Below are 18,554 nucleotides of genomic sequence, written 5' to 3'. Positions count from 1 at the left end.
GCCTGGCTCCTACAGAAATGGTGTTTGGTCAGTATTGCGGGGCAAATTCCGGGGCGACAAGCGAACATAATTCGCTACGTCAGTCCCGGATTGCACGTTGCTTTCAGGAAAGCATTGCAAGGCACGCCTCGAGAATATCCAGCCCTTCTTCCAGCACTGCCGCTTGCGTGGTCAGCGGCGCCAGGAGCCGAATGATGTGGCGCGATTTGCCGCTGGGCATCAGCAGCAAGCCCGCGTCTCGTGCCAGGGCCAACAACTGTGTCAGCTGCGCCGAGGCCGGTGTGCCATCGGCGTTGATCAGTTCGATGCCGCGCATTGCACCGATGCCGGTCAGGCGTCCGAGACAGGGTGAAATCTTGCTGGCGCGCCAGGCCTCATAACGACTGACAATCGCTTCTTCCTGTTGCGTGCCCCAGGCTTGCAGGTTCGCGTCAGTCATTTCGTCCAGGGTCGCCAACGCTGCAGCGCAAGCGATGGGATTGCCTGAGTAAGTGCCGCCCAGGCCGCCCTTGGGCAGCGTGTCGAGCAGGGATTTGCGCCCCACAACCGCGCCCAGCGGCACGCCGCCAGCGATGCTTTTGCCCAGCAGGATCAGATCCGGCTCGATGCCGAGTTGCGAAAAGGCAAAACGCTGCCCGGTGCGGCCGAAGCCGGACTGGATTTCATCGGCGATCAACAGAATGTTTTTTTCATCGCAGAACTTACGCAACGCCTGGGCGAACGCCACGTCCATCGCCAGGAAACCGGCTTCGCCCTGAACCGGTTCGACGATAAAACAGGCGACATCATCGACGTCGATCTCGACGTTGAACAGTCGGTCCATGGCCTTTAGCGCCTCGGCACAGGTCACGCCGTTGTCTTTGCTGGGGAAGGGCAGGTGGTACACCGGGCCCGGCAGTACGCCGACCTTTTGTTTGTAGGGCGCGACTTTGCCGTTGAGGTTGAGGGTGGCGAGCGTGCGGCCGTGGAAGGCTCCGTCAAAGGCGATGACAGCGGTGCGGCCGGTCGCGCCACGGACGATCTTCAGCGCATTTTCCGCCGCTTCCGCGCCGCTGTTGGTGAGCATGCCGCTGACCGGGTAATCCACCGGAATGAACGCGGTGAGACGATCCATCAGTTCGATGTAGGGGGCATGCGGAGCGGCGTTGAACGCGTAGTGGGTCAGCCGGGTGGCTTGTTCGCGAATGGCGTCGACGATGCGCGGGTGGCAATGGCCGAGGTTCAGCACCCCGATGCCGCCGACAAAGTCGATGTAGCGTTTGCCATCGGTGTCCCAGACCTCGGCATTCTTGCCGTGGCTGAGCGTAACGGGATGCACAATGTTGATCGACCGACTGATGTTTTCGCTGCTCATAATTGCCTGACTCAGAAGAAGGGATGCTTCTTTTTATCTAAGCCGTGAGCGGAGGTGCCCGGCAAACGAAATAAAGTCGCCGGGTCAATCTTAAAAGTCGGGATGTGTCGCTAATCAATTGTAGGAGCAAGCTCGCTCCTACAGAGGGTGATCCTGAATCAGCGGCGAGTCAGCGGTTGTTGAGTGAACTTCACGCCGGCCAATCCATGGGCAATCAGCGCCCGGATGTTGCCGTGATCGCTGCCTTCTGGCGTAGCCACCACCGAGCGGTAATGCTCGCCGAACGCCAACAGCGCTTCTTCATCGCTCAGGTCTTCCAGCAGCGCCAGCCCCAACGTCTTGCACGAACCTTCGTTCTGCCCGGCGGCGTTTTCCACGCCGCCGTTGTTGAACGCCTGAGGCTGGTAGTCGTAACCGGCGGCGATGAAGGCCAGGGTATCGGCGAAAGCGTGTTCGCCGCTGTTGAGGCTGGCGCGCAGGGTGTTCAAATCACTCATTGGGTTTTCCTTTGGCGAACGCTGCTTGTTGTTCGGCGCTGGCTTCTTGCTGATATTGGGCTTTCCACTCGGCGTACGGCATGCCGTAGACGACTTCGCGGGCGTCATCGAGGCTGACGTCGATATGGCGCTCGTCAGCGGCGGCCTTGTACCACTTGGACAGGCAGTTGCGGCAGAAACCCGAAAGGTTCATCAGGTCGATATTCTGGACATCCTTGCGGCTGTCCAGGTGGGCGACCAGCCGGCGAAAAGCGGCGGCTTCGAGTTCCAGGCGTTGTTGATCGTTCATAAGGTCTCTTTGAGACAGCTTCAAGCGGCAAGCTTCAAGCTGCAAGATGTGGTTTGCGGTGGCTTAGCTTACCGCTTGAAGCTTAAGGCTTGAAGCTTAGCGGCTTGCCGCGAGTGTGATCGACACCGACTCGGCAAAGCGCAGGGCATGGGGCTTGTCGACTTCGACCTCGGCGTACAGCACCGACTCGTTGGCCATGACCAGATCGAGAATTTCCTGGGTCAGGCGTTCGAGCAGCGCGAAACGATTACCTTCCACGTGGGCGATGATCGCCTTGGTGATGGTTCGGTAATTCAGCGCGTGATCGATGTCGTTGTCACGCACCGCGTCCTGAGCCGCGTACAGGATGGTCAGATTGATCCGTACATCCTGCTTGTTGAGAATTTCATCCTCGTTGATCCCGATGAAAGTACGCAGGCACAGGTCCTTGACCCTGATGCGTGCCATTCCTGGTTGAAGTTGTGGCATTGCTACTTGCTCCGTCCAATCAATTGCAGGAACTCCTGGCGGGTATTGCTCGACTCACGGAAGGCGCCGAGCATCACTGAGGTGTTCATCGTTGAATTCTGTTTCTCGACGCCGCGCATCATCATGCACATGTGCCTGGCTTCAATGACGACCGCTACACCCGCTGCGTCGGTCACCTGTTGCACCGCCTCGGCGATTTGCCGGGTAAGATTTTCCTGGATTTGCAGGCGGCGGGCGAACATGTCCACCAGTCGGGCAATCTTCGACAGGCCCAGCACCTTGCCCGTTGGAATATAAGCGACGTGCGCCTTGCCGATGAAGGGCAGCATGTGATGTTCGCAGAGCGAGTACAGCTCGATGTTGTCGACGATGATCATTTCATCGTTGTCGGAAGCGAACAGCGCACCGTTGACGATCTCTTCGACACTTTGTTCGTAACCATGACATAGATACTGCATGGCCTTGGCCGCGCGTGCGGGAGTGTCTTGCAGGCCTTCGCGGTCCGGGTTTTCACCGAGGCCGATGAGGATCTCGCGGTAGCTCTGGGATAGGGCGTTCTGGGGCAGGGATAGCGTCATGGAACATCCTCGCGGGGCAACTTATTTAACGTGCCGTCCGCCGTTGACCGTCAGTGTCGTGCCGGTGACATAAGGGTTGTCGAGCAAATAACGCAGGCTTTGGTAGATCACGTCGCTGCCGGGTTCGATCCCCAGCGCGGACTTCGCCAGCGCCTTGGCGCGGTACGCGGCGTCGTCGTCAGGCTTGAACAGTAGCAGGGCTGGCGCGATACCGTTGACCTTGATCGTCGGCGCATATTTTGCGGCAAAGGACAGGGTCAGGCTGTCGAGCCCGGCTTTGCTGGCGCAGTAGCCGATGTGCTGGCTGCTGCCCTTGCGGGTCACGTCATCGCTGATGTGCACGATGTCGGCCGGTTTCGAGCGTTGCAGCAAGTCTGCGCAGTGCAGGTTGATCAGGTAAGGCGCCAACATGTGCACGTTGAACATGCGGATGAAGGCTGCGGCGTCGGTGTCCGGCGTTTCAGCCAGCCATTCGGAAGCGTTGTGAACGATCGCCCGCAGGTGATCGGTGTGGTTTTTCAGCTCACTGATGAACGCGAAGATTCCGGCTTCGGAAGCGAAATCCGCGAATATCGCAGTCGCCCCGAGATCGCGCAGGGTTTGTACGCCGGGGCGTTCGCTGCGGTAACTGAAAATCACCGGATGGCCGTCTTCCAGCAATCGCTGCGCGCAGTGCAGGCCGACACGCTGGCCGGCACCGGTGATGAGAATCGGAGCGGAAGATGGGGTCATGAACGGCTCGCGTCGCGGTAAGAGCAAAACTATACCAGCGACGGGAGTCGACTACCTATTGCTGGGGCATCCTCTGTGGGAGTGAGCCTGCTCGCGATGGCGGTGGGTCGGTCAACAAGGGTGTTGAATGTTCCGGCTTCTTCGTCGAAACGCCGCCCGGAGCCGGCTCGCTCCCACAAGGGTTCTTCCTGATTCTGCCGCATTCGTCGTTGATCAAGGCTTGAATGGTCAGGGGGCATGCGAGTTAGAATGGGATCCAATTGAAATGGGATACATTTACAATGGAAGTAGACAACCTTATGCCTGTCCTGACTGACGTTGTCCCTGCTTTGCCGTCCGCTCTCCCCCTCGAGCAGGAAGAACTGTTTCCGATTCGTGAGGTGGCGCGCCTGACAGGAGTCAACCCGGTCACACTCAGGGCTTGGGAGCGTCGCTATGGCCTGATCCAGCCCACGCGCACCGAAAGCGGGCATCGTCTGTATTCAATGGCCGATATCGAGAAGGTCCGCAGCATCCTTGGCTGGATAGATCGCGGTGTTGCAGTGAGCAAAATTGGCAAGATATTGGCCAAAACCGAACCGCTCAAGGCACTGGCGCACATCATTCCCAATGAACTGGTACTCGCCGACTACGCCCAATGGCAACAGCAGATTCAGGCAGCGGTGAGTGCGTTTGACGAGGTTCAGCTGGAGCAGGTCTATGGGCAGGTCTTTTCCAGTTACCCGCTGACCGTGGTATTTCAGGACATTCTGATTCCGCTCTGGAAGCAATTGATGCTGCGCCAGGAAGCGCTCGGTCAGACCAGCGAGTGGCTTTTCCTGGATGGTTTTCTGCGTTCTCGTGTGTTGCAACGCCTGCTGCTCGTGCGTGTCATGCAACCTCGGCGAGTGATTGTCTGCGCGTTGGCAGGTCAGTGTCATGAATTCGAGGTGCTGGTGACGGCGCTGTTTCTGAGCAGTGTCGATTCGGCGATTCAGGTGCTGACGCTCAGTCAGCCATTCGACGAATTGCCCCTCGTCTGCGAGCGGATAAAGCCCCAGGCGCTGGTGCTGTTATCCAATCATGCGCCGGCTACTGAACTGCCACGGCGTTTGAATCGCTTGGCGATGGGTCTTGATTGCCAGTTGTTTCTGGCAGGCGATGCGTCCGATCTGGCGCAAGCGAGCCTGGCCGGATCGTCGATTGGATGCTTGGGTAACGAAGCCGTGATGATGCGCCAGCGTCTGAAACAGTTCCTGGCAGGTAACCTGGATACTTGAGACTCAGAGATGCAGTGCGGGATGAGTCAACCGATGTTGCTGCAGGATGTACTGGCGCAGCCGCTCGGTTTCGTCGGTGTCACTCTGACTCAACTGGTAGGCGTAGAAGCCATTCTCGGTTTCTTTCTCGAAGGTGCCGCGCAACGCGATCCGCTCATACCCTGATGGGCTGAACCACAAGGCGAAATGTTTTGGTGGTTTGGTCTTGTTGCGAACTTCCAGCAAAACCCCTTTGAACGACACTTCATGCACCCACATCGTGCCGGGTTGGCCGCTGGCATTTTCCAGGGCTACCGGCTCTTCGAGTACCAGCCGCCAAGGCCGTACCAGCGGACCGTCTTCATAGATACTGGGGACGCCGAGGCGTAAATGCAGGGCGTGAAACTCGTCTTCCACCAAGTGCAGCGGAAACGTTATTTGCTGGTTTTCGAAGTTGGCCTGAATGGTCACTTGCTCATGAGCCGCCAGGCGCGTGAGCAAATCACGGATCTGCGATCCACCGTTAACGAGCAGGCTCGACGTCGCATCCCGCACATTGAGCTGCGGGTTGTGCTGCATTTTCTGGATAAAATCCAGCTCATCCTGGGTCAGGAGTGCGTCGCGTTGCATGGCTTGCTCGAAAGGTTTAGTGACAAAGTCTTCGGTGATTGTAGTTAATGACCATTAATTCGAGGTTTTGTTTTTACCGTTCGTCGCTTTGATTGCAGACAGTTCAGTCTGAAGGTCTGCCAATTGCGCTTCCAGTTGCGCCACTCGCTGCTGTGCCTTGACCTGCGCGGTGACGTCTTTCTGCACACCGACAAAATACGTCTGCCCATCGCTTGGGTTTTTCACCGTTGAAAGGGACAGCTCGTTCCAGAACGGCGTGCCGTCCTTGCGATAATTTCTGAGGATTTCCCGGCAGGTGCCACCGCTGCTCAACGCCTCGCGAATCAATGAGAGCGTCTCTTGGTCACGGTCTCCTGCCTGAAGAAAACGGCAATCCTGATAGAGGATTTCGTCGCGGGTGTAACCGGTCAGGCGTTCGAACGCCGGGTTGACGTAAATCAGGATGTTGTCGTGCTCGCCTTCCTTTTCAGCAATCACGATGCCGTCGTTGGAGGCGTTGATCACCATTTGCAGCAATTGGGCGTTGATCACGTGAGAGTCCTTTCCACATTGATTAAGGTCTGCAGTCTAGAAGAACACTGGGCTGCGTCTACTGGCCATTGGCGCCAAATGAGAGCGGATCGCAGCTTTTTGGCTCTGGCTGTTAATATCCCCGTTCTTTAATGCAGCTTCAGGAACAGATTGATGAAAGTCGCCATCCTTTCCGGCTCGGTGTACGGCACGGCTGAAGAAGTCGCCCGCCACTCCGCGAACATTTTGAAAGCCGCTGGCTTTGAAACCTGGCACAACCCGCGTGCGAGTCTCGTCGATATTCAGGCTTTTGGCCCCGAAGCGTTGCTGGCGGTGACGTCGACCACCGGCATGGGTGAGTTGCCGGACAACCTGCAACCGCTGTACTCAACGATTCGCGATCAGTTGCCTGCTGCCTGGCGTGGCTTGCCGGGTGCAGTGATTGGCTTGGGCGACGCCAGTTATGGCGACACGTTCTGTGGTGGAGGCGAGATGATGCGTGAATTGTTCGGCGAGTTGGGCATTCGTGAAGTCCTGCCAATGCTGCGCCTGGACGCCAGCGAAAGCGTGACGCCTGAAGCCGACGCCGAGCCTTGGCTAGCAGAGCTGGTGACCGCGCTGCAGGGCTGACCAGCAGGGCGGCGCAGGGTTATGACGGGGCGCCGGAAATGGCTCATGGAGGTATGTCTGGCGGCATAACTTTGACAGGGGGCACTCCCGTCCGCCCGCTGACTCGCACGGCCATCAAGCTGGCTGCCAATGCAACTACAACAACCTCGGGGGCTGACTAGACTGCTGTTACGTTAAAAACAATAAGAATCAGGAGGTCCTTGTCGTGAGCGTAACCCCCCTCCAATCCCCCGACAGTGTAAAAGACCGGGTCAGTGCCGCCGAGTGGCAGACCCGCGTCGATCTGGCGGCCTGCTATCGGCTGGTCGCCCTGCATGGCTGGGATGATCTGATTTTCACGCACATCTCGGCCAAGGTGCCGGGCACCGAAGACTTTCTGATCAACCCGTTCGGGCTGATGTTCCACGAGATGACTGCGTCGAGTCTGGTCAAGGTCGATCAGGCCGGCAACAAGCTGATGGACAGCCCCTACGAGATTAATCCGGCGGGCTACACCATTCACAGCGCCGTGCACGAGGTTCGTCACGATGTTGTCTGTGTGTTGCACACGCATACGGCGGCCGGGGTCGCGGTGTCGGCGCAGAAGCAAGGCGTTTTGCCGATCAGCCAGCAGTCCTTGTTTGTTCTGTCCAGCCTGGCTTATCACGCCTACGAAGGCGTTGCGCTGAACCATGAAGAGAAGGCGCGCCTGCAAGCCGACCTTGGTGAAAACAATTTCCTGATGCTGCACAACCACGGTCTGCTGACCTGTGGCGGCACCATCGCGGACACGTTCCTGATGATGTTCACCTTCCAGCGCGCCTGCGATATCCAGGTGCTGGCGCAAAACGGGGGCGCCGAGCTGATCGCTATCGAACCGCAGATTCTGGCGGGCGCCAAGGCGATGATTGCCGGCGTCACCAAAAGTGCTCAAGGGATGGGTGGGGCACTGGCCTGGCCAGCGCTACTGCGTAAACTCGATAAACAAGACCCTGGGTATAAACTCTAATGCCACTCGCGGAGATTCCCCTGTGTGTCTGGCGCAAACGCGGCCAGACGTTTGTATTTCGTGGCCAGGCGATCCGTTACTGGACGGCGGGGCAGGGTGAGCCGCTGTTGCTCATTCATGGTTTCCCGACGGCCAGTTGGGACTGGCATTACCTATGGCAACCGCTGACGCAGCGCTATCGAGTCATCGCTTGTGACATGCTCGGCTTCGGTGATTCCGCCAAACCGATGAATCACGAGTACCGGCTGCTGGAGCAAGCCGATCTGCAACAGGCACTGCTGGAACACTTGCAGGTCGAGCAACCGGTGCACGTGCTGGCCCATGATTATGGCGACAGCGTGGCGCAGGAGCTATTGGCCCGGCATTACGAAGCGCGTATTCATATCGCCAGTTGCGTGTTCCTCAATGGCGGCCTGTTTCCCGAAACTCATCGCCCGATATTGATGCAAAAACTCTTGCTCAGCCCCTTGGGCTGGATGATCGGCCGAGCCTTTTCCCGTGACGCTCTGGTGAAGAGTTTTCAGCAGATTTTTGGTCCGGACAGCCGCCCCTCAGAAAGCGAGATGGACGATTTCTGGAGCCTGGTCGACAGCAATCACGGGCCCCGGATCTTGCACAAACTGATCGCCTACATCCCCGAGCGACGTGCCCAACGTGATCGTTGGGTCGCCGCCATGCAGCGCGGTGAAGTGGCGCTGCGGGTGATCGATGGCGAGGTCGATCCGATCTCCGGCGCACACATGGTTGCGCGCTATCGGCAGCTGATCCCGAGCCCCGACACGGTGCTGCTACCCGGCATTGGCCATTACCCGCAGAGTGAGGCGCCGGGGCAGGTGCTCCAGCATTACCTGGAGTTTCGCGACAAGTTAGTGTCACCGCCGCGCAAGGTGGCTTGCTCCTGAGTCGGGTCTGAAAGATCGCAGCCTCGTTTCACTCTGTAGGAGCTGTCGAGTGAAACGAGGCTGCGATCTTTCCCCATCACCCCAATATCAATCCCAATCTAAAACGCCATCATCCCCTAGCCTTATCAAGCACCATTCAGCTCCGCCGTGTTCATTGTGACCCGCAGCGCCGTGCCTGACACTCGGACTCATTGTCCCCTTGGCCTGCTGGAGTCCCCCCAATGAATGAGTCTGTGCGCTTCGAAGATAAAGTCGTGATCATCACGGGTGCCGGTGGAGGACTTGGGCGGGCCCATGCCCTGCTGTTCGCCAGGCAAGGCGCCAAAGTCATCGTCAACGATCTCGGCGGTTCGGCGCAGGGTGAAGGCGCCAGTGCTTCGGCGGCCGATCGCGTGGTGGCGGAGATTCGCGAGGCGGGCGGCATCGCCGAAGCCAACCACGACTCAGTCACCGACGGTGACAAAATCGTTCAGCACGCCCTCGACGTCTTCGGCCGTGTCGACGTCGTGGTCAACAATGCCGGGATCCTGCGGGACAAAACCTTCCACAAAATGGAAGACGACGACTGGGACCTGGTTTATCGCATTCATGTCGAAGGCGCCTACAAAGTGACACGCGCTGCCTGGCCGCACCTGCGTGAGCAAAACTATGGCCGCGTGATCTTCACCGCCTCGACTTCAGGCATCTACGGCAACTTCGGCCAGTCCAACTACGGCATGGCCAAGCTCGGCCTCTACGGCCTGACCCGCACCCTCGCCATCGAAGGCCGCAAGAACAACATCCTGGTCAACGCCATCGCCCCCACCGGCGGCACCCGCATGACCGAAGGCCTGATCCCGCCGCAAGTCTTCGAACAACTCAAACCGGAACTCGTCAGCCCGTTGGTGGTGTACCTCGCCAGCGAGAACTGCCAGGAAACGTCAGGACTGTTCGAAGTCGGTGGCGGCTGGATGGGCAAAGTGCGTTGGGAACGCAGCCTGGGCGCCGGGTTTGATCCACGGGTCGGTTTCTCGCCGGAAGATGTCGCGGCGCATTGGCAGCAAATTTGCGATTTCGAGGGGGCGGCGCATCCGAAGGACAACATAGAGGCGCTCAAGGAAATGATGGGGAACTTGAAGAAATATTCGCTTTAAAAAAACCAGCAAGGTCAGTGCTCTCGACCTTGCTGCTCTTTGAAATCAGGACCCGAAGTCTGGTTTGCGGAGGTCATCAAGGAAAATACTTGTGAACCAATGCCGCCAGACGCGCGGCCGTCTGCGCGTCCATGATCCCGTCGTAAATTTCCGGGCGAAAGTGCAATTGAAAGGCTCGAACAAGTTGTGTGAAGCCTTGTTCGGTTGATGCGCCGGAAACGTCATACCCGTAAGTCTTGAACAATGTCAGCAATGTGGTTTGGGTGGGGATGCCGGTTTCGTTGTATTGCTGCAGATAAGTATCCCGGGTGGCCTCGTCGAACCAGGCGCCGACACCTTTCAGGTGAAGTGCATGCCAGGGAAACTTCGGCCCAGGGTCACTTTTGCGGCCTGCCGCAATATCGGAGTGCCCCAGAACACGGGTTGGGCTGATATCCGGGTAGCGTTCAAGGATGTTCAGCGCCAATTCCTCAATCGCGCAAATTTGCTCTGGCTGATACGGCGGGAAGTTGAAAACCCCTTGGTCAAACGTCGCAAGGTTGACGATTTCGACGCCGATGGACGTATCGTTCAGATTGCTGCGATTGCCCCACTGGCTGACGCCCGCATGCCATGCGCGATGGGTTTCGTCGACGAGATTGAAGACTTCCTGCCCGGTATAACCTGCTTTGATATAGCTCGGATCAGTGATATCGGGAACCAGATAATGGGCGCTGACATTCGGCCCGGTCAGTGCATTGACCGAACTGGAGAAGTTACCGGCCGTGTAGTGAAAAATTAGAAAACGTATTCGACTGTTGAAACTTTTAGTGGCGCGATGCTTGTTGTAATTAATAGGTTTCATGAGGGATTGCTCACAATGAATTAGGTTGAAGTCAGCGTGCTAATAAAAATAATGGCTGGCTTGAAATTAACCTTATTCGATGTGGCGCTTCGCATGCTTACAGAACCTTGTAGGCACTCTCTCTAGTGTGTGTAGGCAGTAGCGGCTTAGCGAGATGCACGTGATATAAACGGTACCCTGTGTGAACGCAAATACATCTGGAGTCTAGCGTGAGACATGCGAACACTGAGTCAAATTCGAGAGGTGCTTCGGGTATCAGGTGGGAAGCGCATGCCTGTCTTCCTCTTCTACCAAACCAGGACATGTCTGCATTACTTCGCTATCAAAAAGCTGGTTTCCACCATGTTTCAGTGAACGTTGGCATGGACATGACTCCCTTTCCTACAGTGATGCAGGTCATTGCAGGCTTCAGAAACTGGATCACTTATCACACGGACAAACTCGTGTTGGTGCGAAATGTTGCCGACATTTATCGTGCACGGGATCAAAAAAAGTTGGCGGTGTCGTTTGATCTGGAAGGCTCGAATATGCTTTTGCAGGATCCAGCGATGGTCGCGTTATTTGCTTCGCTTGGGGTGAAGCAGATACTGCTTGCCTATAACAGGGACAATGGCTGCGCCGGCGGCTGTCACGGAGCGGGTATCGGACTTTCGTCCATTGGACGTGAAATCGTGGCGGCGATAAACACGGCAGGCATCGTCATGGACTGCTCACACGCCAGCAAGCGTTCCAGTCTTGAGATTATGGAGTTGTCACAGCGTCCAGTCGTTTTTTCTCATACTAATATCAACGCTATATTTGATCATCCCCGTACTATCGATGACGAACAGATACTCGCCTGCGCCGCCTCAGGCGGTGTTATCGGCTTGACGGGACTCGGGATATTTCTGGGTGACCCTCAAGCGTCCGTGAACGCTTTTGTTCGCCAAATTGACTATTTGGCGGAACGCGTTGGCGCTGCACATATTGGCCTGGGTCTTGATACCGAACTCTACCCTGATCTGAATGACCTGCCTGATGGTGTGAGTGAGGAAGCCTGGTGGCCGAAGGCTTACTACGGGGGTGTGAGCGCTCAAACTCAACTACAACCTGAAAAATTGCCAGAGATCGCTCGGGCGCTCGAGCACCTTGGCTACCAAGACACTGACATCAACGCCATATTCGGCGACAACTTCATGCGGGTAGCCGAAGCCACTTGGCTGCAAGCCTGAACAATACGTGAGTAGACTCAAGTCGATCAGCGCGCAAGATGTCTTCACCGGATGTTTAACTCGCGCCCTGCAAACCATCGCCCATAAAAAAGGCCGCTGCAAACGCAGCGGCCAAAGTAAGACGTTAAATCAAGGAGCTACAAATCAACGTCTGTGTACACGGGTGACGAGCTGAAAATCTTCAACGCATCTGAAATCTGCGGCTAATGGAGCAGGCGGATCACGTGCCATTGCTTCGTGCTTTCAGGCCGTTTGCCGTGAAAGCCCGGCAAGAATAAGCGTTTGAGTCAAAAGGAAAAATAGCGATTCCTGACATGCACCGTTACAGAGTTGGCAACAGTCATGATGCTGACCTCCGAAGCAGCTGCCGCAGGCTGCTGCTACAGGTGCGCGGTTGCCTATCTGATGCGTTCGGCTGATAACCCTCCATCCAGCCCATCCATACCCCGCGCAATCCTCCAATCCTGACGGCCATTCATTCTTTAGAGCGACACCGCGAATACCTCCTTGGTGCGCTTATCGCCCCCAGCGGGCGGCAGTAGGGTGGGGCCTTCTGTCACTCACCGGGGAAGACGCATGACAAAAACAACAATGCGCGCCATCTTCACACCGCAAGCGCTAGCCGCTGCGGTTGCCTTGGGTTGCTGTGCCCAGGCACAGGCTGTTTCATTCAACATTGGGGAAATCGAGGGGACGTTTGATTCTTCGCTGTCCGTTGGCGCGAGCTGGGGCATGCGCGATGCCGATAAGTCCCTGGTAGGGATCGTCAACGGCGGCACCGGCCAGGCGTCGACCGGTGACGACGGGCGACTGAACTTCAAGAAGGGTGAAACCTTCTCGAAGATCTTCAAGGGCATTCACGATCTCGAATTGAAGTATGGCGACACCGGCGTGTTCGTCCGTGGCAAATACTGGTACGACTTCGAGTTGCAGGACGAAGACCGCCCTTTCAAACAGATCAGTGACCATGGCCGCAAGGAAGGCGCCAAGTCCTCTGGTGCGCAGATCCTCGATGCCTTCGTCTATCACAACTATTCCATCGCCGATCTGCCGGGCACGGTGCGCGCCGGCAAGCAGGTAGTCAGCTGGGGTGAAAGTACCTTCATCGGCAACTCGATCAACAGCATCAACCCGGTCGACGTGTCGGCGTTCCGCCGTCCTGGCGCGGAGATCAAGGAAGGCCTGATTCCGGTGAACATGCTGTTCGCCTCCCAGGGGCTGACCGACAAGCTCACTGTGGAAGCGTTCTATCAACTGGAATGGGACCAGACCGTTCTCGATAACTGCGGCACGTTCTTTGGCAGCGACGTGGCGGCGGACGGTTGCAATAAGGGGTACACCGTTGGGAGCCCGGCCATTGCGCCGCTGCAACCGATCGCTGCTGCGTTTGGCCAGGGCTTTGAGGTCGGCAGGGAAGGCGTGATCGTTCCCCGTGGCGGGGACCGCGATGCCCGCGACTCCGGGCAATGGGGGACGGCGTTGCGCTGGCTCGGTGACGACACCGAGTACGGCCTGTATTTCATGAACTACCACAGCCGCACGCCAACGGTCGGCACCAGCACTGCCGGACCGGGCACGCTGGCGAGTATTCCGGGGATCGTCGCCACCGCCAACCGTGTTGCGCCCGGCACCGGCTCGGCCCTCGCGCAGAGTGTGATGCTCGGTCGCGGCCAGTATTACCTCGAATACCCGGAAGACATTCGCCTCTACGGCGCGAGTTTCTCCACTACGTTGCCGACCGGCACCGCGTGGACCGGCGAGATCAGCTATCGGCCCAACGCGCCGGTGCAGATCAACAGCACCGACCTGACCCTGGCGATGCTCAACCCGATCGCGGGCGGTGCCGCATCACCTATCGCGACTAGCCCCGGTGCCGACAACAAAGGCTACCGGCGCAAGGAAATCACGCAGGTCCAGAGCACCCTGACGCACTTCATCGATCAGGTGGCGGGCGCCGACCGCCTGACACTCGTGGGCGAAGCGGCGGTTGTCCGGGTCGGCGGGCTGGAGTCGCGCAGCAAGCTGCGCTACGGCCGGGATTCGGTGTACGGCCAATACGGTTTTGGCGGTGACACCGACGGTTTCGTCACGTCGACCTCCTGGGGTTACCGCGCCCGCGCCATCCTCGACTACAACAACGTCGTTGCCGGGATCAACTTCAAACCCAACCTGTCCTGGTCGCACGACGTGTCCGGTTACGGCCCCAACGGGTTGTTCAACGAAGGCGCCAAGGCCATCAGCGTCGGCGTCGATGCCGACTACCGCAATACCTATACCGCGAGCTTGAGTTACACCGATTTCTTCGGCGGTGACTACAACACCCTGGTAGATCGCGACTTCCTGGCGCTGAGTGTTGGCGTGAACTTCTGATCTGGCTGAGAAGGATGATTTCAATGCGCAAGATGATTCTGCAATGCGGCGTTCTGGCCCTGAGCCTGCTGGCCGCCGACGTGATGGCGGCGGTGTCGCCGGAAGAAGCGAACACGCTCGGCACCCGCCTGACGCCGTTGGGCGCCGAGAAGGCCGGCAACGCCGACGGCTCGATCCCGGCCTGGACCGGTGGCCTCCCGAAAAACGCGGGCGCGGTGGACAGTAAAGGTTTCCTGGCCGACCCGTTTGCCAATGAAAAACCGCTGTTTACCATCACGGCCGCGACGGTCGATAAGTACAAGGACAAGCTCTCCGACGGGCAAATAGCGATGTTCAAACGCTACCCCGAGACCTACAGGATCCCGGTCTATCCGACCCACCGGACTGTGGCCGTACCACTGGAGATCAATGAATCGGCCAAGCGCAGCGCCCTGAATGTGACGCCGATCAACGACGGCAACGGCCTGGCCAATTTCACCGGCAATCGCTATTACGCCTTCCCGATTCCGAAGAACGGCGTCGAGGTGATCTGGAACCACATCACCCGTTACCACGGCGGTAATCTGCGTCGCACCATTACCCAGGCAACGCCGCAGTCCAATGGTGATTACACCGTTATCCGGTTCAAGGACGAGGTCGCTGTGCCGTCGTTGCTGGGTGATTTGAAACCGGGCAGTGATGAGAACGTCCTCAGCTATTTCAAGCAGGAAGTGACCGCGCCGGCGCGGCTCGCGGGTAACGTGTTGCTGGTGCATGAGACCCTCGATCAGGTCAAGGAGCCGCGCAAGGCCTGGATTTACAACGCCGGCCAGCGCCGCGTGCGGCGAGCGCCGCAAGTGGCCTATGACGGCGTAGGCTCTTCGTCCGACGGGCTGCGCACCACCGACAACTTCGACATGTTTTCCGGCGCCCCGGATCGCTACGACTGGAAGCTGATCGGCAAGAAAGAAATGTACATCCCGTACAACAGCTACAAACTCGACTCGCCCAGCCTCACCTACAACGATGTGATCAAAGCCGGGCACATCAATCAGGACTTGACCCGCTATGAGTTGCATCGGGTCTGGGAGGTCGTCGCCACGGTCAAGCCCAACGAGCGGCACGTGTATGCCAAGCGTCACATGTATCTCGACGAAGACAGTTGGCAAGTGGCGTTGGCCGATCACTACGACGGTCGTGGTCAACTCTGGCGTGTCGCCGAAGGACACGCGCAGTTCTACTACGATCACCAGGTTCCGGCCTACACCGTTGAAGCGTTGTATGACCTGATCGCCGGTCGCTACATTGCACTGGGGATGAAGAACGAGGAGAAGCACAGCTTCGAATTCAATATCGATGCCAAAGCAGGGGACTACACGCCGGCAGCCCTAAGGAGTACAGGGGTGAGGTAATCATTCCTACAGCCTCCTACACAAAAGGTGACCTTGCGGTCACCTTTTTTATAGGTGTCGATCAGTCTGTTGAATACTTCTTCAACAAGCTGTGTGGAGAGGGCTAGGGTGGCGCCACAATTATAAAAAGGCGCACCACTATGACTGCCATGACGCCATGTCTGGACCGTCCTGGACTCCTGCCCCGTTTGTCTTCCCATCACCTGACTCGCGACCGGTTGATCGAGCCGTTGCTGGCATCGACCGCGCGAGTGAAATTGCTCTGCGCACCGCCCGGCAGCGGCAAGAGCGCACTGCTCACCGAATGCCTGTTGCAGGTGCCCGAACAGTGTCGGGTCTGTTGGCTGCCGTTGGCGGGAGAGCCGATGAATGCGGCTGGTTTTCGACAGCTGCTCGCGCAGGCACTGGGGCTTGGCGCGTCGGACGAACCTGCTTTGCTTGAGTCCCTCGCTCGGTTGCAGACGCCGATCTGGTTGGCGCTTGATGACTACTGCCGTCTTCCCAACCCGGAACTGGATCTGTTGCTTGACCGACTGTTGTCCGTCAACAGTCCGATGGTCACCTGGTGGCTGAGTGGTCGCCGTCGGCCGCAATGCAATTGGCCACGGTTGTTACTCGATGACGAACTGTACGATTGCGAGCGCGCCACGCTGGCGTTCAATCAAGAGGAGATTGAACACCTGTTGCATCACCTGGAACCGGCGCAGGCGCACAAAGGAGCCTGCAGGATTTTCGCGCGCACAGGTGGCTGGTGCGCCGGCGTGCGGATGGCGCTGCTGCAAAAATGCGACTGGTCACGCAATGACAAACACGCTCGAGCGGACACGCTGCACGACTACCTGGAACATGAGTTGTTCGCCAGCCTGACCCCGGAGCTTGCAGAAGCCTGGCGGGTCCTGGCTCACTTGCCACGCTTCAATGCCCGGCTGTGCGATCACTTGTTCGGCGCGGGCGAGGGCGCCCAATGGCTGAGTGCCTTGCAGGCGTTGGGTTGTTTCATCGACCCTTGGCAGGACTCGACAGACTGGCAGCAGGTGTTCGCCCCACTCTCACAGTTGATGCGCGAAGAGCAGTGGCCGGCCGGACGCTCCTGGCACCGCCGCGCGTGTCAGTGGTTTGCGGCCGAACTGGACTGGAAAGCCGCGTTTGAGCAGGCCTTGCTGGCCGAAGAGTTCGAGGTTGCGGTCAGTCTGCTGCAGCATTTCAGTTTCGAGCAGCTGTTCGAGGAGCAGACCGTGGTGCTCCTGTTGCGTTTACATGAGCAGCAGGGCGCCGACCTGATGCTCGGCTCGCCGCAACTGGTCGGGTTGATCACCGCAACTCTGCTGTTTGCCGGGCGATTCGAGCAGGCAGGCGAATGCATCGAACATTTGTCGCGTTTCATGCCTCAGCCGTCGGCGCTCCTTCAACGGCAATTGATCGCGCGCTGGCAGGCACAACAGGGGTGGTTGCTGCATTTGCAGGGGCGCATGGATGGCTCACGCGCGCACTTGCTGGAGGCGCTCGGCGAGCTCGGCCCCGAGCTCTGGACAGCCCGGCTGATGTGCCTGTCCGGTCTGACCCAACAAGCGTTGCTCAGAGGCGAACTCGACGTTGCGCAGGCGATCAACCGTGAAGCGTTGTGCCTGGCCCGTGCCAAAGGATCATTGGTGTTTGAGTGTCTGCTGGAGCTCGATCACGCGCAATTGCTCGAGCAGCGAGGGGCCAGCGGCCGGGCCGAGAGTTTGCTGGCCAACCTGCACGACTTGCTCGCGCAGCAACAACCACTGGCCGAGCCACTGATGGGGCGTATTGCCTTGCATCGGGGGCGTTTGAACCTGTGTCAGGGCCAGGATGCGCAGGCTGCCGCGTATTTCGAAAACGGATTGCAGGTCTGTCTGCGCAACCATGACAAACGAGCGCTGTATGGGTTTCTCGGTCTGGCGCAACTCGCTGCCAATCGCCTGGATTATGCGCAAGCGTTCGACCTTCTGCGTGATGCCGAACGGGTCATGCAGCAACGGCAAATTCCGGACACGGTGTATCGCAGCGCCCTGTTGCACCTGAGTTGCCATTTCTGGTTGCAGCAGGGGCGGGCGGAGTTGGCACACGAAGCCCTGATCCGCGTCTTGCGCCACTATCACGGCCCGCATGCACGACAGGCGCCACCGGCGACGCTGGAGCTGATTCCTGGCCTTGAATATTTGCAGGTGCTGGCCGAGGTGAACCTGGGGCAGGCGCAAACGCCTTTGGCCCGGCTCGAAACCCAGTTGCAGTGGGCACGACAGCGAGGGATGTCTCGGCTGCAAGCGCAATTGCACTTGGCATCAGCAGAAGTCGCCTGGCTGACAGGCGACGCTGTCATGGCCCGGCAGTCGTTGCAAGAAGGCTTGGTCCTGGTCGAGCGCTGCAACTTTCAACAAACCTTGCGCGATCTCCAGTTGCGCCAGCCACGGCTGCCGGAGGCCATCGGATGTACCGTGTCAGTTAGCTGTCCAGGGCCAACGGCCTCGGCTCAAAACAAGCTAAGCCAGCGGGAAATAGAAGTCCTTAAGTTAGTGGCTCAGGGAAACTCCAATCAACAAATTGCCGACCAATTGTTTATATCGTTACATACAGTAAAAACCCACGCGCGACGGATTAACGGAAAGTTGGGGGTGGAGCGTAGAACTCAAGCGGTGGCCAGGGCGAAAGTGTTGGGGTTAGTTGTTTGAGGTGTTTGTGAATGCTTACGAATGCACACAAGTTGCGGGGTGTACTTCCAACGCTTTGCTGTTTATAAAGTGTGCCTCGACCCGGTCAAATTGATA

18 protein-coding genes are annotated in these 18,554 nt (G+C 58.2%); 9 read left to right on the top strand and 9 right to left on the bottom strand.

What is annotated here, in order from left to right:
* Positions 1-103: 103 nt before the first annotated feature.
* From ACM6IR_RS15140 to folM, 6 genes are all read right to left on the bottom strand, one after another.
* Positions 104-1,354, bottom strand: a complete 1,251-nt coding sequence (locus ACM6IR_RS15140) for an aspartate aminotransferase family protein (RefSeq protein WP_414908476.1) — start codon at positions 1,352-1,354, stop codon at positions 104-106.
* A 158-nt stretch (positions 1,355-1,512) separates the two neighbouring features.
* On the bottom strand, positions 1,513-1,851 hold the full coding sequence (locus ACM6IR_RS15135) for a HopJ type III effector protein (RefSeq protein WP_414908475.1): 339 nt from the start codon (positions 1,849-1,851) through the stop codon (positions 1,513-1,515).
* Positions 1,844-2,140 (bottom strand): DUF1244 domain-containing protein, encoded by a 297-nt coding sequence (locus tag ACM6IR_RS15130; RefSeq protein ID WP_414908474.1) that lies wholly within the window; start codon positions 2,138-2,140, stop codon positions 1,844-1,846. The genes ACM6IR_RS15135 and ACM6IR_RS15130 overlap by 8 nt, the downstream gene beginning before the upstream one ends.
* Before the next feature lie 96 nt (positions 2,141-2,236).
* Entirely contained in the window at positions 2,237-2,608 is a 372-nt protein-coding gene (folX, locus tag ACM6IR_RS15125; protein WP_414908473.1) for a dihydroneopterin triphosphate 2'-epimerase, read from the bottom strand.
* Positions 2,609-2,610: 2 nt separating this feature from the next.
* Complete coding sequence (gene folE / locus ACM6IR_RS15120) at positions 2,611-3,186, bottom strand: GTP cyclohydrolase I FolE (protein ID WP_414908472.1); 576 nt, start codon at positions 3,184-3,186, stop codon at positions 2,611-2,613.
* A gap of 21 nt (positions 3,187-3,207) precedes the next feature.
* Positions 3,208-3,918, bottom strand: a complete 711-nt coding sequence (gene folM / locus ACM6IR_RS15115; protein WP_414908471.1) for a dihydromonapterin reductase — start codon at positions 3,916-3,918, stop codon at positions 3,208-3,210.
* Between the two features lie 299 nt (positions 3,919-4,217).
* Between folM and ACM6IR_RS15110 the strand changes: the two genes are divergently transcribed.
* Positions 4,218-5,177 (top strand): MerR family transcriptional regulator, encoded by a 960-nt coding sequence (locus tag ACM6IR_RS15110; protein WP_414908470.1) that lies wholly within the window; start codon positions 4,218-4,220, stop codon positions 5,175-5,177.
* A gap of 3 nt (positions 5,178-5,180) precedes the next feature.
* Here ACM6IR_RS15110 and ACM6IR_RS15105 read toward each other — a convergent pair whose 3' ends face one another.
* Both ACM6IR_RS15105 and ACM6IR_RS15100 read right to left on the bottom strand, forming a co-directional pair.
* Positions 5,181-5,786, bottom strand: a complete 606-nt coding sequence (locus tag ACM6IR_RS15105; protein ID WP_414908469.1) for a hypothetical protein — start codon at positions 5,784-5,786, stop codon at positions 5,181-5,183.
* A 54-nt stretch (positions 5,787-5,840) separates the two neighbouring features.
* Positions 5,841-6,317, bottom strand: coding sequence for a PAS domain-containing protein (locus tag ACM6IR_RS15100; RefSeq protein WP_414908468.1), 477 nt, complete (start codon positions 6,315-6,317; stop codon positions 5,841-5,843).
* 153 nt (positions 6,318-6,470) lie between these two features.
* On the opposite strand from ACM6IR_RS15100, the gene ACM6IR_RS15095 reads away from it, so the two are divergent.
* The 4 genes from ACM6IR_RS15095 to ACM6IR_RS15080 all read left to right on the top strand — a co-directional run bounded on the left by ACM6IR_RS15095 (position 6,471) and on the right by ACM6IR_RS15080 (position 9,949).
* On the top strand, positions 6,471-6,926 hold the full coding sequence (locus ACM6IR_RS15095; protein WP_414908467.1) for a flavodoxin: 456 nt from the start codon (positions 6,471-6,473) through the stop codon (positions 6,924-6,926).
* A 205-nt stretch (positions 6,927-7,131) separates the two neighbouring features.
* A complete protein-coding gene (locus ACM6IR_RS15090; protein WP_414908466.1) occupies positions 7,132-7,914 on the top strand; it encodes a class II aldolase/adducin family protein in 783 nt (260 codons plus the stop codon).
* Complete coding sequence (locus ACM6IR_RS15085) at positions 7,914-8,816, top strand: alpha/beta fold hydrolase (RefSeq protein WP_414908465.1); 903 nt, start codon at positions 7,914-7,916, stop codon at positions 8,814-8,816. Before ACM6IR_RS15090 ends, ACM6IR_RS15085 begins: the two co-directional genes overlap by 1 nt.
* 221 nt (positions 8,817-9,037) lie before the next feature.
* Complete coding sequence (locus ACM6IR_RS15080; protein WP_414908464.1) at positions 9,038-9,949, top strand: SDR family oxidoreductase; 912 nt, start codon at positions 9,038-9,040, stop codon at positions 9,947-9,949.
* A 76-nt stretch (positions 9,950-10,025) separates the two neighbouring features.
* Here ACM6IR_RS15080 and ACM6IR_RS15075 read toward each other — a convergent pair whose 3' ends face one another.
* Positions 10,026-10,793 carry an N-acetylmuramoyl-L-alanine amidase gene (locus tag ACM6IR_RS15075; RefSeq protein ID WP_414908463.1) on the bottom strand — a complete coding sequence of 256 codons (768 nt, stop codon included), beginning with the start codon at positions 10,791-10,793 and terminating at the stop codon, positions 10,026-10,028.
* A 302-nt stretch (positions 10,794-11,095) separates the two neighbouring features.
* Here ACM6IR_RS15075 and ACM6IR_RS15070 point away from each other — a divergent pair, with 302 nt between their 5' ends.
* The 4 genes from ACM6IR_RS15070 to ACM6IR_RS15055 all read left to right on the top strand — a co-directional run bounded on the left by ACM6IR_RS15070 (position 11,096) and on the right by ACM6IR_RS15055 (position 18,458).
* Positions 11,096-12,004 carry a membrane dipeptidase gene (locus tag ACM6IR_RS15070; protein WP_414908462.1) on the top strand — a complete coding sequence of 303 codons (909 nt, stop codon included), beginning with the start codon at positions 11,096-11,098 and terminating at the stop codon, positions 12,002-12,004.
* 576 nt (positions 12,005-12,580) lie between these two features.
* Entirely contained in the window at positions 12,581-14,374 is a 1,794-nt protein-coding gene (locus ACM6IR_RS15065; RefSeq protein WP_414908461.1) for a DUF1302 domain-containing protein, read from the top strand.
* 23 nt (positions 14,375-14,397) lie between these two features.
* Positions 14,398-15,765, top strand: coding sequence for a DUF1329 domain-containing protein (locus tag ACM6IR_RS15060; RefSeq protein WP_414908460.1), 1,368 nt, complete (start codon positions 14,398-14,400; stop codon positions 15,763-15,765).
* A 140-nt stretch (positions 15,766-15,905) separates the two neighbouring features.
* The gene (locus ACM6IR_RS15055; RefSeq protein ID WP_414908459.1) at positions 15,906-18,458 is read left to right on the top strand and encodes a LuxR C-terminal-related transcriptional regulator; all 2,553 of its coding nucleotides are present in this window, start codon (positions 15,906-15,908) and stop codon (positions 18,456-18,458) included.
* The last annotated feature ends 96 nt before the right edge of the window (positions 18,459-18,554 follow it).

The sequence above is a fragment of the Pseudomonas sp. IT-P253 genome, from assembly GCF_949768125.1.
Classification (GTDB): domain Bacteria; phylum Pseudomonadota; class Gammaproteobacteria; order Pseudomonadales; family Pseudomonadaceae; genus Aquipseudomonas.
The sequence above is the reverse complement of the archived record's forward strand: the minus strand, read 5'-3'. Positions and strand labels throughout refer to the sequence as shown.

Coding starts and splice junctions, on each gene's coding strand:
- ACM6IR_RS15140 (WP_414908476.1), bottom strand. CDS start 1,354: ATGAGCAGCGAAAACATCAGTCGGTCGATCAACATTGTGCATCCCGTT.
- ACM6IR_RS15135 (WP_414908475.1), bottom strand. CDS start 1,851: ATGAGTGATTTGAACACCCTGCGCGCCAGCCTCAACAGCGGCGAACAC.
- ACM6IR_RS15130 (WP_414908474.1), bottom strand. CDS start 2,140: ATGAACGATCAACAACGCCTGGAACTCGAAGCCGCCGCTTTTCGCCGG.
- folX (WP_414908473.1), bottom strand. CDS start 2,608: ATGCCACAACTTCAACCAGGAATGGCACGCATCAGGGTCAAGGACCTG.
- folE (WP_414908472.1), bottom strand. CDS start 3,186: ATGACGCTATCCCTGCCCCAGAACGCCCTATCCCAGAGCTACCGCGAG.
- folM (WP_414908471.1), bottom strand. CDS start 3,918: ATGACCCCATCTTCCGCTCCGATTCTCATCACCGGTGCCGGCCAGCGT.
- ACM6IR_RS15110 (WP_414908470.1), top strand. CDS start 4,218: ATGCCTGTCCTGACTGACGTTGTCCCTGCTTTGCCGTCCGCTCTCCCC.
- ACM6IR_RS15105 (WP_414908469.1), bottom strand. CDS start 5,786: ATGCAACGCGACGCACTCCTGACCCAGGATGAGCTGGATTTTATCCAG.
- ACM6IR_RS15095 (WP_414908467.1), top strand. CDS start 6,471: ATGAAAGTCGCCATCCTTTCCGGCTCGGTGTACGGCACGGCTGAAGAA.
- ACM6IR_RS15085 (WP_414908465.1), top strand. CDS start 7,914: ATGCCACTCGCGGAGATTCCCCTGTGTGTCTGGCGCAAACGCGGCCAG.
- ACM6IR_RS15080 (WP_414908464.1), top strand. CDS start 9,038: ATGAATGAGTCTGTGCGCTTCGAAGATAAAGTCGTGATCATCACGGGT.
- ACM6IR_RS15075 (WP_414908463.1), bottom strand. CDS start 10,793: ATGAAACCTATTAATTACAACAAGCATCGCGCCACTAAAAGTTTCAAC.
- ACM6IR_RS15070 (WP_414908462.1), top strand. CDS start 11,096: ATGTCTGCATTACTTCGCTATCAAAAAGCTGGTTTCCACCATGTTTCA.
- ACM6IR_RS15065 (WP_414908461.1), top strand. CDS start 12,581: ATGACAAAAACAACAATGCGCGCCATCTTCACACCGCAAGCGCTAGCC.
- ACM6IR_RS15060 (WP_414908460.1), top strand. CDS start 14,398: ATGCGCAAGATGATTCTGCAATGCGGCGTTCTGGCCCTGAGCCTGCTG.
- ACM6IR_RS15055 (WP_414908459.1), top strand. CDS start 15,906: ATGACTGCCATGACGCCATGTCTGGACCGTCCTGGACTCCTGCCCCGT.